This is a genomic window from Hymenobacter aquaticus, assembly GCF_004765605.1.
Classification (GTDB): domain Bacteria; phylum Bacteroidota; class Bacteroidia; order Cytophagales; family Hymenobacteraceae; genus Hymenobacter; species Hymenobacter aquaticus.
In genome coordinates this window covers 2,172,438-2,186,957 of sequence record NZ_SRLC01000001.1, presented here as the reverse complement: position 1 = coordinate 2,186,957, position 14,520 = coordinate 2,172,438, and the positions used below count along the sequence as shown (strand labels likewise).

Here is a 14,520-nt window from a genome sequence, read left to right as displayed (position 1 = left end):
CATTCGGGTTACTTCCAGCCATGGTATTTCAAGGGAATTGAGTAGTGAGGATTGGGTAGTGAGCAATGGAAAAACAACGTACTGAGCAGCAACATTCCGCTGCTGCTCAGTACCCCGTCCTCACTACTTGTAGCTGCGCTGGGTAAGCTTCACGTTTTCAAACTGCAGGTCTTCCTTGTTCAGGATTTCCGGCTGATTGTCGCCCGTGTACTGCCAGGCCGCCACATAGGCAAAGTTGTCGTCGTCGCGCTTGGCCTCGCCTTCTTCGGTGGCATATTCCTCGCGGAAGTGGCCGCCGCAGCTTTCGTTGCGGGCGTAGGCGTCGTCGACCATCAGCTCACCCAGTTCGAGGAAGTCGGCCACGCGGCCGGCTTTTTCCAGCGCCTGGTTTAGCTCCTCACTGGTCCCGACCAGCTTCAGGTCGCTCCAGAACTCCTTGCGCAGCTTCTGGATTTCCTGCTTGGCAAAGGCCAGACCTTTGGCATTGCGGGCCATGCCGCAGTATTCCCACATGATGTGGCCCAGCTGCTTGTGGAAGTCATCCGGCGTGCGGGTACCGTTGATGCTCAGCAGCTTCTGGATCCGGGCCCGTACTTCGGCCTCGGCTTCGGCGAAGGCCGGGTGCTGGGTCGTTACGGGCGTCGGCGGCGTATTGGCCAGGTAATCACCAATGGTGTAGGGAATTACGAAGTAGCCGTCGGCCAGGCCCTGCATCAGGGCCGAAGCGCCGAGGCGGTTGGCGCCGTGGTCGGAGAAGTTGCACTCACCGGTAGCATACAGGCCCGGAATCGTGGTTTGCAGGTTGTAATCTACCCACAGGCCGCCCATGGTATAGTGCACGGCGGGGTAGATGCGCATGGGCTGCTCGTAGGGGTTTTCGCCGGTAATCTTGGCGTACATATCGAACAGGTTGCCATACTTCTGGGCCACCGAATCAGCGCCGGTGCGCTTGATGATGTCGGCAAAGTCCAGGAATACGGCTAGGCCGCTGCTGCCTACGCCCCGACCTTCGTCGCACATCTGCTTGGCGTTGCGCGAGGCCACGTCGCGGGGCACCAGGTTACCGAAGGCGGGGTATTTACGCTCCAGGAAGTAGTCACGCTCTTCCTCAGGAATGTCGCTCACGCGGATTTCGCCTTTGCGCAGGCGCTCCGCTGTCGACTTCTCCTTGGGCACCCACACCCGGCCGTCGTTACGCAGCGACTCCGACATCAGCGTCAGCTTCGACTGGTAGTCGCCCGATACCGGAATACAGGTGGGGTGAATCTGGGTGAAGCAGGGGTTGGCGAAGTACGCGCCCTTCTTGTGGGCGCGCCAGGCGGCCGTAGCGTTAGAGTACTTGGCGTTGGTGCTCAGGTAGAACACGTTGCCGTAGCCGCCAGTGGCCAGCACCACGGCGTGGGCCGAGTGCTGCTCAATCTTGCCGTCAATCAGGTTGCGGGTGATGATGCCGCGGGCTTTGCCGTCGACTACCACCACGTCCAGCATTTCCGAGCGGGTGTACAGCTTCACTTTGCCGTAAGCCACCTGCCGGCTCAGGGCCGAGTAGGCCCCCAGCAGCAGCTGCTGTCCGGTCTGGCCACGGGCGTAGAACGTGCGGCTTACCTGGGCACCCCCGAACGAGCGGTTGGCCAGCAGGCCGCCGTATTCGCGGGCGAAAGGCACGCCCTGCGCTACGCACTGGTCGATGATGTTGACCGATACCTGCGCCAGGCGGTACACGTTGGCTTCGCGGGCCCGGTAGTCGCCGCCCTTAATCGTATCGTAGAACAGGCGGAACACGGAGTCGCCGTCGTTCTGGTAGTTTTTAGCGGCATTGATGCCTCCCTGGGCCGCAATGGAGTGGGCGCGGCGCGGCGAGTCGTGGAAGGTGAAGGCCTTCACGTTGTAGCCGAGCTCAGCCAGCGAAGCCGCCGCCGAAGCGCCGGCCAGGCCGGTGCCCACCACGATGATGTCGTACTTCCGCTTGTTGGCGGGGTTGACGAGCTTCACGTTAAACTTGTGCTTCTCCCACTTCTCGGCCAGGGGCCCCTCGGGAATTTTGGAATCCAGTATCATCGGATGGACGAGGTTAGGATTTATTTAAAAAAGTAGAAGTACAAGGGCATTGCCGCGAAACCGGCCGCAACCAGGACCGAGAAGGCATACCCCACGAACTTAATGGCCGGCGTGTATTTGCGGTGATTCAGACCCAGGGTCTGGAAGGCACTGCGGAAGCCGTGAACCAGGTGGTAGCCGAGGGCAACCTGGGCTACGACGTACAGGACCACGTACCAGAGCTGCTTAAAGGAGCTGGCTACCAGGGTGTAGAGGTCAGCGTTGTTGTTGATGTCCGGATCCAGCTCGCCGAAGCGGGCACGGTAGAAGAAATTGTACAGGTGCACCAGCAGGAAAATCAGGATGATGGTACCCAGCAGGCCCATGTTGCGCGACTGCCAGGGGCTGTTCTGCTCGGCGTGGTTGCTCACGTAGCTGCCGCCTCGGGCTGCTTTGTTGCGCTGGGTCAGCACAATCGATTCGTAGATGTGGAAGCCGAAGCCCAAAACCAGCACCCATTCCACGGTGCGGATCAGGGGGTTGGTGCCCATAAAGTGGGAGTACACATTAAAAGCCTGCCCGCCATCGTCTTTGAACAACTGCAGGTTGCCAATCAAATGGACAACCAAAAAGGAGCACAAGAACAGGCCCGTGATGGACATGATAATCTTGCGGCCAATGCTACTGGAAAACGTCTTACTGATCCAACTCATAGGAGTTACTGGTGGTTTTAGAAACGGTCGGTTGTATCGGTCAAAGGTACATGCCGACCATGTACTAAACAATCCGAATTAGCGTTAACTGGGGTGGTGAATCAATCTTGGGCTAAACCCGTTAGAGTGAAACATCATAGGAGCAACCCGGATAGCCTGTTTTTTGTTAGGATTCTACCGAGGTTTTCTCGACCTTCTTTTTTATCTCAGCTTACTAATCAACGTATAGTATGAACCTTTCTTTACCGCGGAGTACCGGTAAGTGGGTAATGGTGCTGATGGTCAGTGTGCTAGCCTTGCTGGGGCTGCACTCTACGGCTGAGGCGTCCCACATTCGGGCTGGAGATATTCAGGCCAAGAGCGACACGACCTACCCCTTCGGGGACCCTCGCAACAACCCCCGGCGCATCTTCTTCAAGATGGTGCTCTACACCGACTTTGGCCTGACCCCCGTGGATGAGCCCAACGTCACGATTTTCTTCGGCGACGGCACCAGCAGCGGCTTGGCGGGCGTACCGCGCTTTAGTCGCACCCAGGTCACGGAGGACACTTACCGGAACGTGTACTATTTCGAGCACACCTACACCGCCGACCGCAGCTACACTGTGAGCTACATCGGCGAGTTCCGCAATACCGGGGTGCAAAACATGACGGAATCGGCGACGCAGTCGTTCTACATTGCTACGCGCATCACCCTTAATGCCGGCATCGCGGTGAACCGTTCCCCGGTACTGACTGCGCCGGCCATCGACAAGGCCTCGCGCAACCAGGTGTTCCTGCACAACCCGGCCGCTTATGATGCCGACGGCGATTCGCTGACGTTTGAATTGATTCCCAGTCAGCAGGCAGGCTCTATCAGTACGGCCCTCGCTAATAACAATACGCCCTTGCCGCGCGTCACGACGGGCTACGTGCTGCCCAACGAAGTGACGCCCATCGGAACAAAGGTGCCCTACTTGGGGAACCCGGGCGGAGGAACGGCCATCTTTACCATCGACAGGTTTACGGGCCAGCTGGTCTGGAACGCGCCGAACCGCATCGGCGACTTCAACGCGGCCTTTATCGTGCACGAGTGGCGCAAAACACCCTCGGGGTCCGTCATCGAAATCGGGACCGTTATCCGGGATATGCAGATTGTGGTGAAGCCCACCAGCAACCTGCGGCCCACCGTGAACGTGCCGCAGGACATTTGCGTGGTAGCGGGCGTGGAGGTCCGGAAAAAGGTAACGGCCACCGACCCGGATAACAACCCCGTTATTCTGACTGCCTTCGGAGGTATGTTTGGCCGGGCCAACTCGCCCGCTACCTTCGTGCAAACCGGCGCGGGACCAACGCCCCCGGCCCAGGGTATTTTCAAATGGACGCCGGAGTGCACGGATGTTGCCGCCCAGCCTTACACGGTGCTGTTCAAAGCCCAGGACAAGCCCGCGACCGGCGACGTGGCCCTGATTGACGAAAAGGTCTTTCGAATACGAGTGGTGGGACCCAGGCCCGAGAACGTGCGAGCGGTGCAAAGCCAGAACAACGTGCGCCTGACCTGGAACCGTTACGCTTGCCAAAACGCCAGCCGCCTGCGCATCTACCGCAAGGAGGGGCCATCCACTTTCCCCAACGACACCTGCGTCACGGGGATTCCGGCGTCTTCGGGCTACGTACTGATTAAAGATACAACCAACGTAGCGGCTCAATCCTTCCTGGACCGGGGGGATAAGTCGAATCTGCAGCGCGGCCGCACGTATTGCTACCGGATCTACGCCGAGTTTCCGTCGCCCGCCGGCGGGGCCAGCCTGGCCTCGCTCGAAACGTGCGTCACGCTGGATGGCCGGCCCGCGCTGCTCACCAACGTAACGGTGGACCGCACGGACCGCACCAACGGGCAGGTGACGGTGCGCTGGACCGAGCCGCTGAGCTCCAGCCCCTTCTCGCAGCCCTACGGCTACCGGCTATTCCGGGGCCGGGGCCAGAACGCAACCAAGGCGCAGTCGAAGCAGGTGTTTACCACTACCGACCTGACCAGCACCTCGTTTGTTGACGCGGGCCGCAACACCACCGACAGCACGTTCACTTACTTCCTGGACTTCTTCACGGCAGCTTCCGCCGTGCCCGAAACGGCCGGCCCGGCTACCACCGTGCGCCTCAGCGGCACGCCCAACGCCGCCGGCACGCAGATAAATCTGAGCTGGGCGTTTACGGTTCCCTGGAAAAATAACGAGCCGGGTCATCCTACCTCCATTTACCGGCGCAGCCCGGGCAGCCCCGATTTCGTGCTGCTGGACCAAGTAGCCACCGGAACCACCTATACCGATACGGGGGCCAAGCGGCCGTTGGTGCAGGGTGAGACCTATACCTACTACGTGCAGACCAATGGTACCTACGGCTCTCCCAATCTGCCCGATAACCTGCTGAACCTGAGCCAGGAGCTGCCGGTGCTGCTGGTGCCCATTCCCTGCCCGCCGGTCGTTACCATCCGCAACGACTGTGAGGACCTGAAAACCCAGGCGCTCAACCGGCCCGGCTACTTCCCGGCCGAGGGCGAGACGTACACCAACGTGCTGAACTGGGTGTTGAACCCCTCCGACCCGACCGGGTGCAGCACGGCCATTGCCTACTACCGCATCTTCTACCGCCGCACCACCGACGCGAATTTCACGCTTATTGACTCGACGCGCGGACCCAGCCCCAACTACTCGCACACCGGGCTGAAGGAGCAGGCGGGCTGCTACCGGGTGCAGGCCGTAGGGGCCATCGGCAACCGCCGCAGCGCCCTGAGCGCCGAAGTCTGCGCCGACAACTGCATCATCTTCGAGCTGCCGAACATCTTCACGCCCAACGGCGACGGTATCAACGATACGTTCCGGCCCCGCGTGTCGTCGCCGCTGCGCAAAGTGCACTTCCAGGCCTTCAACCGCTGGGGCGTGAAAGTGTATGACGGCGATGCGGACCCCGGCATCAACTGGACGGGCAACGCTACTTCCGGCGAGCGGGGCAGAGGCATTCAGGTGCCCGACGGCGTGTACTACTACCTGGCCGAAGTGGAGTTTGCCGATTCCAAGTCGACCAAGATTACCTACAAGGGCTGGGTGGAAATAACCCATTAGCCTTAGAGAGTAACTGAGAAAACCCGCTTCCAGGCCTGGAAGCGGGTTTTTTTATTCCCGTATCTTGCCGCCCCAATCCGAAAGGGCTTTCTACTTTATTCCCGCCTTCACTTTTCTCCGCATGAAAGCAGTTATTTTCCCCGGTCAGGGCAGCCAGTTTATGGGCATGGGCCGCGACCTGTACGAGCAGCAGCCCGCCGCCCGCCAGCTGATGGACCAGGCCAACGAAATCCTGGGCTTTCGCCTGACCGACGTCATGTTCACGGGCTCCGACGAGGACCTGCGCCAAACCAACGTAACCCAGCCCGCCATTTTTCTGCACTCGGTAGCCCTGGCCGCCACCTTGCCCGACCTGCGCCCCGAGATGGTAGCCGGCCACTCCCTGGGCGAGTTTTCGGCGCTGGTAGCGGCCAAGGTGCTCAAGTTTGAAGATGCCCTGCAACTGGTGGCCCAGCGCGCCCAGGCCATGCAGGCCGCCTGCCAGGAGCAGCCCGGCACGATGGCCGCCATCCTCGGCCTCGACGACGAGACGACGGTGCGCATCTGCCAGGAAATTACGGCCGCCGGCAACGTGGTAGTCGCGGCCAACTTCAACTGCCCCGGCCAGCTGGTTATTTCCGGCTCCCAGCGCGGCATCGAGCTGGCCTGCGAGCAGCTGAAGGCGGCCGGGGCCAAGCGCGCCCTGCCGCTGCCCGTGGGCGGGGCCTTCCACTCCCCGCTGATGCAGTCGGCGGAGGCGGCCCTGGCCCAGGCCATCGAGCGGACCCAGTTTGCGGCCGGCCTCTGCGCCGTGTACCAGAACGTGGACGCCGCCCCGCACCGCGACCCGGACGAAATCCGCCAGAACCTGGTGCGCCAGCTCACGGCCCCGGTGCGCTGGACCCAGAGCGTGCAGCGCATGGTAGCCGACGGCGCCACGCAGTTCGTGGAGTGCGGCCCCGGCAAGGTGTTGCAGGGGTTGGTGAAGAAGATTGCGCCCGAAGCAGCCGGCAGCTCAGCGGCGGTGTAAGCACCGTCCGATTCTTATAGGAAGCGCCCCGCCGAAGACATTCGGCGGGGCGCTTTTTTTATTGCCAACGGTTTGGGGCTTGGCAAAGGTGGCGATTTTCACCACAAATGTTGATGCGGAGAACCAAACTTTGATTAACCACAAATGTGTCTGCGGAGCACTGAACCGCCACTTTTGCCAAACCCATGTTAGCGGTAGTTTTTATTTCTTCTGTCTGCATTGGAATAATAAACTGTCAATTAAATTGTCGGGAATACTTCCATTTTGTTGCACTCGTAAACTATCCCAAGAATTAACTGCCATCATATGAAAGCTGTAATTTTCATTCTTTAATGTGCTTCCTCCGCCTGTGCCAAGCAGAAACAAACCTACTTTATTTCTAGGTGGCTCATTCTTGTTTTTTTCAAGTGTATAGTCCTCGTTAAAGTCCTGTTGAATAAGTGTAGGTATTTTTTCAATGCTATTCCAGTTGTCGTCAACGAAATAATATTCTTGGTCAATGATACCTGTTTCAAATTCATTCTTTAAAATCATAACTCCATTGTCTGGAATTTTGTAAATAAGTCTGCCGTCCATTTTTGGAATTGTCTGTCCACAAGGTTCGTTATAAATCAAAGTAATCTGTCCTCGAAAGTCTTTAGGTATTAGAAATGTTTCAGGTGTCATATGTTTAGAACCAAAAAACATAAATGTAAGTAGTCCGGGATACCATAGAATTAGAGGCAGAATTGTCGTGAGTAATTTTGTTTTCAATTTCGTTTTTGAGAACCAAACAAGTAATAGTCCAACTATAAAAACTGGTCCAGCAAATATTATCCAATATGGATTTAAGCAAGTAAACAAGCTTAAAATTGTTAGAATAAGTCCCGTTTTATATATTCTCATTTGGTCTGTGTCGTCTCTGTAAAATTACCGCTAACATTCCTATTGCCGAAGGTAGCCAGCTTCGGCAATATATACTCAGTTCGCAATAGAGTTTCGGCAATAACACCAACGGCATACCGGATTACGCAACTATTGCGCCCCGGAATCTATGCCCCCACGGAATTTACCCCCAGCTCATCCGAACACGCGGCCAGCAGTTCCGCTACCGTAGCGCCAGCCTCCGGATGCACCACTTCCGCCGCAATTTCGGCCAGCGGCACCAGGGCGAAGCGGCGCTCCGGTAGGCGCGGATGGGGCACTTGCAGCTGCTCTGAATCCAGGACCAAGTCGTCGTAGAGCAGGATGTCCACGTCGAGGGTGCGGGCATCCCAGCGGATGCGCCTTTCGCGGCCGGCCCGCTGCTCGGCGGCCAGGCAGGCGGTGAGCAGTTCGGTAGGAGTGAGGGTGGTTTCCAGCCGCACGGCCTGGTTGAGAAAGGCGGGCTGGTTGGTGAGGCCCCAGGCGGCGGTTTCGTAGAGCCCCGATACGGCCACAACCGTGCCGGCGGTGGCGGCCAGCTGCTGCACGGCGGCGTGCAGGGTGGCCGCCCGGTCGCCGAGGTTGGAGCCGAGCAGAAGGTAAGCAGTGGGCATAGGGCAATGGAAGAATCGGGTCAGTAGGTTGGTAGGGTATTTCTCAGGATTTAAAAAATAGCCTACCGCTTTTGCAGCATATTTTTCAAAATTCAGAAAATATGCTGCAAAAATTGATTGGGTCAGCGACGGATGATTTTGTGGCGGTTATGAAGCTGTGAGCAGGCTCCGGAAAAACGCAATGGTCTTGTCGGCCACGTGCCGGGCCAGTTCGGGCAGCTGGTTTTCGTCCCAGGGGTGCTTGCCGCCGAACATGTGGCCCGCGCCGGGCACGATGACCAGCTCGGCGGCGGGCTTCCAGCTTTTCAGGTCGTGGGCCATCTGCACGGGCAGGGTTTCGTCCTGGTCGCCGTGCACGATAAGCAGGGGCTGGTTCAGCTTCTGGCGCACGTTGCCGGGAATGTCGAGGCGCTGCTGGTTGGCTTCGAAGTTTTCCACCAGCTGGTAATACAGCGGCATGCGCTGCCCGGTGCGCATATTGTCGATGTACTGCACGCCGTCCTGCTTCCACTGCTGCATCACACTGTCGGGCCAGCGCGGGTTTACGTTGCTGATGGGCGCCCAGGCGGCTACGGCCTGCACGCGGGCATCTTCGGCGGCCTTGAGCAGCACGATGCCGCCCCCGCGGCTGTGGCCGGCCAGGTACAGGCGGCTTAGGTCAGCTTCGGCGGCGGGCAGGGCCGAGGTGGCCGGGGCGTGGAGGTAGTCGAGCAGCACGCCCACGTCGTCGAGCTCCAGGGTGAAGTTGTTCTGCCCGAAGGCTTCCAGGTCCTCCAGGTCGCCGGTGCCGCCGGGCACGAGGCCGTTGTGCGACAAATTCAGCTTCACAAACACGAAGCCGTGGGCCGCGAAGTAGTCGGCCAGCACGTTGAAGTGGCCCCAGTCCTTGAAGCCCTTAAAGCCGTGCACGAATACGACCACCGGCTTGGGGTGCCCGTCGGGCACGAAACGGGCGTCGGCGGCAAACTGCCGGCGGTGGTGGGGCGAGGTGAGCAGAAACTCAACCGTGATGGGCAACGGGGCGGCAGACATGGCGACAGGCGGGTTAGGAGGCGAAGAAAACGGGCAGCAGGGCCGGAGCGGGGCTAAAGTACGCGGCTAAAACCGTTGAGCGGCATTATCGGTTAGGAAACCGCCGTGCGGCCCCGTATCATTGCAGCGCTTTGAGCCGCGGTGGTGGCCCAGGGCCGCTTTGAGTTGCTCAAGCCCTTGCATGAAAAGTACCCTGGATGTCATACAGGCCCCTATTGCGGCCGAAATGGAGGAATTTGAACGCAAATTCCGCGCGTCCATGCAAACCAAGGTGTTGCTGCTCGACAAAATCATGGGCTACATCGTGAAGCGCAAGGGCAAGCAGATCCGGCCCATGTTCGTGTTCTTCACGGCCAAAATCAGCGGCGGCGACCCGCTGCCCGAAGCCACGTTCCGGGGCGCGGCCCTGATTGAGCTGCTGCACACGGCCACGCTGGTGCACGACGACGTGGTGGACGAATCCAACTACCGGCGCGGCTTCTTCTCCATCAATGCCCTCTGGAAAAACAAGATTGCCGTGCTCGTGGGCGACTACCTGCTCTCGCGCGGCATGGCCCTGGCCCTAGAAAACGACGATTTCACGCTGCTCAAAATCGTGAACAACGCCGTGCGCGAGCTGAGCGAGGGAGAGCTGCTGCAAATCGAAAAAGCCCGCCGCCTCGACATCACCGAGGATATTTATTTCGACATCATCCGCCAGAAAACGGCTTCCCTGATTGCCTCCTGCTGCGCCGTGGGGGCCGCCTCCACCGGGGCCGACAAGGATACGATTGAGCGGGCCCGGCTTTTCGGGGAGAAAGTGGGCATGGCGTTTCAGATCAAGGACGACCTGTTTGACTTCGGCACCGACGAAATCGGCAAGCCCGTGGGCATCGACATCAAGGAGAAAAAGATGACGCTGCCCCTGATTTACGCCCTACAGCAGGCCGACTGGCTCACCAAGCGCCGCGTCATCTTCAACGTGAAAAACAACGAAGGCCGCCGCGACCGGGTGCAGGCCGTCATCGACTTCGTGAAAAAGTCCGGCGGCCTCGACTACGCCGTCACCGTGATGAAGCGCTACCGCGACGAGGCCCTGAGCATCCTGCACACCTTCCCCGAATCACCCTCGCGCACTTCGCTGGAGCAGCTCATCAACTACACCATCGAGCGGGAGAAATAGGAGGGTAATGTGCTCAGGTGCTAATGTGGGGAATGTGCTAATTCTCGATGTGGGCACATGTGCCGGGGCTCATGATTTCCCTGCCCTGGAAGCGCAGCCGAAGCCATCCGGCTCCTAAGAAGCTGACGGCACGATGTAGAGACGCAATATTTTGCGTCTCGTCGTTGCTGAATTTGTTACCCCTACTGCCAACTGTTCAACACGAAGACGCAAAATGTTGCGTCTCTACATTGTTCACGGCTAACTCAGACTGCTTCTAAAGCAAAAAAGCCCTTCCCCGGTGATAAGGGAAAGGGCTTTTTGGTAAAAGGGCGTGACTAACTCCGCAGAGGGCGGATTGACGCCGCTTGATGCGCAGAATGGCTTACGCCTCGCAGTGACAGGAAATTAGCACATTAGCACATTCCCCACATCAGCACATTAACTAGGCTTTCACCTGGTAGGCTACGCTTTCGGGCTTCACGTCCGACACGTCGAACATCACCCCGTCGAAGGTGCTTTTCACGGTGATTTCGTGGGTCATGTCGCAGCCGGGGCACTTGATTTCTTCGGTTTCAAACTGGCCGTCGTCCTCGGTCGAGTTGGCCAGATGGTCGGGGGCGGGCACGCCGATCAGGTCGGTGAACACTTCGGTCTGGCACTGGTTGCACTCGAATTTGAGCCCGACGGTGCGGCCCTGCAGCTCATCGACGGGGGCAGGCGAGTTGGCTTTTTGCTGAATCCACATAGGGTAAGAGGTTTGGTTGTTGGAAAGAGTAGGGCGGACTGGGAGCGGGGCCGCAGCCCAACAGGCTTACGAGGTAGTTCCGAAAAAAGATGGATGGCGCCGGTGCCGCCGTGCCGCCGGGCGGGTTACTTTTGGCCGTCACCTGGTGTTCTGCTGAATCTACTATGGCTTCCTCTGCTTCTCCCGCTGCCCCGGCCGGGGTGCGCCTGCCGCGCGTGCCCCGCTGGCAATCCTTGCTCCGCTCGTTTGCCCTGGCCAAGGACCCGCTGCCCATCCTGGATAACACCCTGGCCCGGTTCGGCGACTCGGTCCACCTGTTTATCGGGGGCGTGCAGCCTTCCGTTCTGACCCGCGACCCGGGCCTGATCAACCACATCCTGCAGAAAAATCACCGCAACTACCGCAAGTCCAAGTTCACCCAGGGCTTCGCGCGCTACATCGGCCACGGCCTGCTCACCAACGACGGCCCCGACTGGCTGCGGCAGCGCCGCCTGATTCAGCCCGGCTTCCACCGGCAGCGCGTGGCCGGCCTCGCGGGGCTGATGCAGCAGATTATTGCCGAAACCCTGGCCCCGCTCCGCGCCCGGGCCGCCGCTGAGGGCGGCGCGGTGGAAGTGGCCACCCACGAGCTGATGACCGAGCTGACCTTCCGCATCATTGCCCGCTCGGTGTTCAGCACCAACTTCGGGGCCGCCGAGCTGGACCACGTAGCCCGGCTGATTACCGAAATCCAGGCGTTCTACGTGCGCACCATCCGCCAGCCCTACCTGAATCCGTGGTTTCGGCTGCGCGGGCAGTTCCGCTACCACGACCAGCTTACCCGGGAGCTGCGTGCCGTGCTCAGCGGCTACATTGCCCGGCGCCGGGCCGCCAACGCCGCGCCGGGCAGCGCCCCGCCCGACGACCTGCTGCAAATGCTGCTCGACGTGCGCTACGAAGACACCGGCCAGCCCATGACCGATGAGCAGGTGCTCGACGAAGCCCTGATTCTGCTCATTGCCGGCCACGAAACCAGCGCCAACGCCCTGACCTGGCTGCTCTACCTGCTGGCCCGGCACCCGGCCGAAGCCGAGGCCATCCGGGCCGAAACTGCCGCCGTGCTGGCGGCCCGGCCCCCGGGGCAGGGCGAAGCGCTTTTCGCGTTTGAGGAGCTGCCCCGCCTGCCCCGCGCCCTGTACGCCGTGCAGGAAGCCATGCGCCTCTACCCGCCCGCCTGGATGGTGGACCGCGTGGCCCTGGCCGACGACGAGTACCAGGGCCTGCGCATCCCCAAAGGCACTCTGTTCTCGCTCTACATCTACGGCCTGCACCACGCGCCCGGGCACTGGCCGCAGCCCGCCGAGTTCCGGCCCTCGCGCTTCGCCCCGACGGCGGAGCCGCTGGTGCCCGGCGCCTACCTGCCCTTCGGCGGCGGCCCGCGCCTGTGCATCGGAATGCAGTTTGCCCTCACCGAAATGCAGCTCGTAACCCTGGAGCTGCTGCGCCACTTCACCGTGGAGCCAGTCGCCGGCCGGCCGCCCGTGCCCACCCTGCCCCTGATTACCCTGCGGCCCAAAGGGGATTTTGGGGTGCGGCTGCGCCTTACCCCGGCCCTCTCCCGAGGAGAGGGAGCCTGACGATATTGTTCTGCGCAGCCACGTCGGCTCGCGCCCCCGCAACTGCTACCGAACTCCCTAAAAACACGAAAGCCGCAGCTGAGAAGCTGCGGCTTTCGCCCGTTCATGCCATCAGGCTTCCTCTCCTCGGGAGAGGGCCGGGGTGAGGCCCACGAGGCCCTATTCTTTCAGCAGCATATCCACGGTCTTGTTGAAGTCGTCGATTTCCTGCTGGTAGTATTTGCCGGTGCCGGGGCCCGAGAAGCCGGTGTGAATCTTGCGCACCTCACCTTTTTTGTCCAGGAAAATGGTGGTGGGGAAAGCCAGTACGCTTTGCAGCTGCGGCAACGATTTGGCGGCGGCGTCCTTGTCGGCAATGCCGGCCACGGCCAGGTCGTAGCCCACGTTCATGCGCTCCTTCATCTTGATGAGCTTCTTCGAGGCCAGGGTCTGGTCGGGCGTCCGCTCGTAGCCCAGGCCGATGATTTCCACGCCCCGGCTTTTGTTTTTCTCGTACCAGGGGGCCAGGAAGTTGGTTTCATCCATGCAGTTGGGGCACCACGAGCCCAGAATCTGGAGCACCACCACTTTGCCCTTGTACTTGGGGTCGGTGGGGGAGATGCTGCCGCCCTCGTAGATATTCGGGAACTTGAAGTCGAGCTTTTTCTGGCCGGGCTTCATGCCGGTGAGCGTGTTGGCGTCGGGCAGCTTGGCGTTGGGGTCCGGCACGGCGGTCCAGGTTTCGTGGCCTTTCTTGCCCGAGTAGAAGTCGCCGAACAAGGTATTGGGAGCGTAGTCCTTCGTAATATCAATAGGCTCCTTGGGGCCGTTGTGGGCCGTGAAAAGGAAGCCGTGGCTGCCATCGAACGTGCTTACTCGCAGGTTCGCGCCCTCCACTTGCCCGGCTAGGTAGCGGTAGTCGCCGGTGGTGGTCAGGAACGTGCCGGTTACGTCGGCGCCGTTTTGCTGGAAAATACCTACGGCCGGGTAAGTTTCTCCGTCGTCGCCCCGGAAAGTTACTTTCCAGGTGCCGGCGAAGGAAAGCGGCTTGCTATTGGAAGCCGCCGGAAACAGCTTTTGCTCGCCCTTCGAAGCCGCAAACGGCACCCGGTAGGGCTCCTTGCCGTCGTACTTCACCCAGCTGCCCTTCAGCTTGCCTTCCCCGTCGGCCCGCACCACCAGGGCCGCGTCGAACACGCCCAGGCGGATGGTCGTCGAGTCGCCGGCGGTGCTGATTTCGTCGAGCTTGAGGCGCTCCTCGCCGTTGCGCAGCGTCACGGTGGGCTTACCGCCATCCTGGGCCACGTCGAACAAAAACGGAATTTCCTGCCCCTGGGCGCTCAGCACCCCGCGCCAGGTGCCGGCCGAAAGGACGCTGGCACTGCCGCCGGCCGAAGTGGCCGCGTCGCCGCCTTCCGCTGCTTCGGGCTTCGAATTGGACTGGCAGGCACCCAGGGCCAGAGCGAGGCTAAACCCAGCGGCGGCCGCGCGAAAAGAAATAGGAGAGGACATAGAAAGTGGAAAAAGGTATTCGGCCCAAAACTACCACCGGGGCCACTTGGTTTTAAAGATAGGCGGCTAAGATAAATTTTGGGTAGCGCAACGACTGCCGCCTATATTTGCGTACCTG

General features: G+C 60.3%; 11 protein-coding genes. 4 read left to right on the top strand and 7 right to left on the bottom strand.

The features are described from left to right. Positions 1-123 precede the first annotated feature (123 nt). Complete coding sequence (locus tag E5K00_RS08980; RefSeq protein ID WP_135462885.1) at positions 124-2,058, bottom strand: fumarate reductase/succinate dehydrogenase flavoprotein subunit; 1,935 nt, start codon at positions 2,056-2,058, stop codon at positions 124-126. A gap of 20 nt (positions 2,059-2,078) precedes the next feature. Continuing rightward, positions 2,079-2,750 (bottom strand): succinate dehydrogenase cytochrome b subunit, encoded by a 672-nt coding sequence (locus E5K00_RS08975; protein ID WP_135462884.1) that lies wholly within the window; start codon positions 2,748-2,750, stop codon positions 2,079-2,081. A gap of 230 nt (positions 2,751-2,980) precedes the next feature. Here E5K00_RS08975 and E5K00_RS08970 point away from each other — a divergent pair, with 230 nt between their 5' ends. Then, positions 2,981-5,848, top strand: coding sequence for a T9SS type B sorting domain-containing protein (locus E5K00_RS08970; RefSeq protein ID WP_135462883.1), 2,868 nt, complete (start codon positions 2,981-2,983; stop codon positions 5,846-5,848). A gap of 121 nt (positions 5,849-5,969) precedes the next feature. Further along, positions 5,970-6,857, top strand: a complete 888-nt coding sequence (gene fabD / locus E5K00_RS08965) for an ACP S-malonyltransferase (RefSeq protein ID WP_135462882.1) — start codon at positions 5,970-5,972, stop codon at positions 6,855-6,857. A gap of 201 nt (positions 6,858-7,058) precedes the next feature. On the opposite strand, the gene E5K00_RS08955 is transcribed toward fabD, so the two are convergent. The 3 genes from E5K00_RS08955 to E5K00_RS08945 form a co-directional block, all read right to left on the bottom strand. Beyond that, entirely contained in the window at positions 7,059-7,544 is a 486-nt protein-coding gene (locus tag E5K00_RS08955) for a DUF6843 domain-containing protein (protein ID WP_135462881.1), read from the bottom strand. 344 nt (positions 7,545-7,888) lie between these two features. Next, positions 7,889-8,374: a 2-amino-4-hydroxy-6-hydroxymethyldihydropteridine diphosphokinase gene (gene folK / locus E5K00_RS08950; protein ID WP_135462880.1), complete on the bottom strand. Its 486-nt coding sequence runs from the start codon at positions 8,372-8,374 to the stop codon at positions 7,889-7,891. Positions 8,375-8,521: 147 nt separating this feature from the next. Then, positions 8,522-9,406: an alpha/beta hydrolase family protein gene (locus tag E5K00_RS08945; RefSeq protein ID WP_135462879.1), complete on the bottom strand. Its 885-nt coding sequence runs from the start codon at positions 9,404-9,406 to the stop codon at positions 8,522-8,524. A 181-nt stretch (positions 9,407-9,587) separates the two neighbouring features. On the opposite strand from E5K00_RS08945, the gene E5K00_RS08940 reads away from it, so the two are divergent. Further along, a complete protein-coding gene (locus E5K00_RS08940) occupies positions 9,588-10,568 on the top strand; it encodes a polyprenyl synthetase family protein (RefSeq protein ID WP_135462878.1) in 981 nt (326 codons plus the stop codon). Between the two features lie 424 nt (positions 10,569-10,992). Here E5K00_RS08940 and E5K00_RS08935 read toward each other — a convergent pair whose 3' ends face one another. Further along, positions 10,993-11,295 carry a hypothetical protein gene (locus E5K00_RS08935; protein ID WP_135462877.1) on the bottom strand — a complete coding sequence of 101 codons (303 nt, stop codon included), beginning with the start codon at positions 11,293-11,295 and terminating at the stop codon, positions 10,993-10,995. A 164-nt stretch (positions 11,296-11,459) separates the two neighbouring features. On the opposite strand from E5K00_RS08935, the gene E5K00_RS08930 reads away from it, so the two are divergent. Further along, entirely contained in the window at positions 11,460-12,911 is a 1,452-nt protein-coding gene (locus E5K00_RS08930; RefSeq protein WP_167856814.1) for a cytochrome P450, read from the top strand. Positions 12,912-13,070: 159 nt separating this feature from the next. Here E5K00_RS08930 and E5K00_RS08925 read toward each other — a convergent pair whose 3' ends face one another. Continuing rightward, entirely contained in the window at positions 13,071-14,402 is a 1,332-nt protein-coding gene (locus E5K00_RS08925) for a peroxiredoxin family protein (RefSeq protein WP_135462875.1), read from the bottom strand. Positions 14,403-14,520 lie beyond the last annotated feature (118 nt).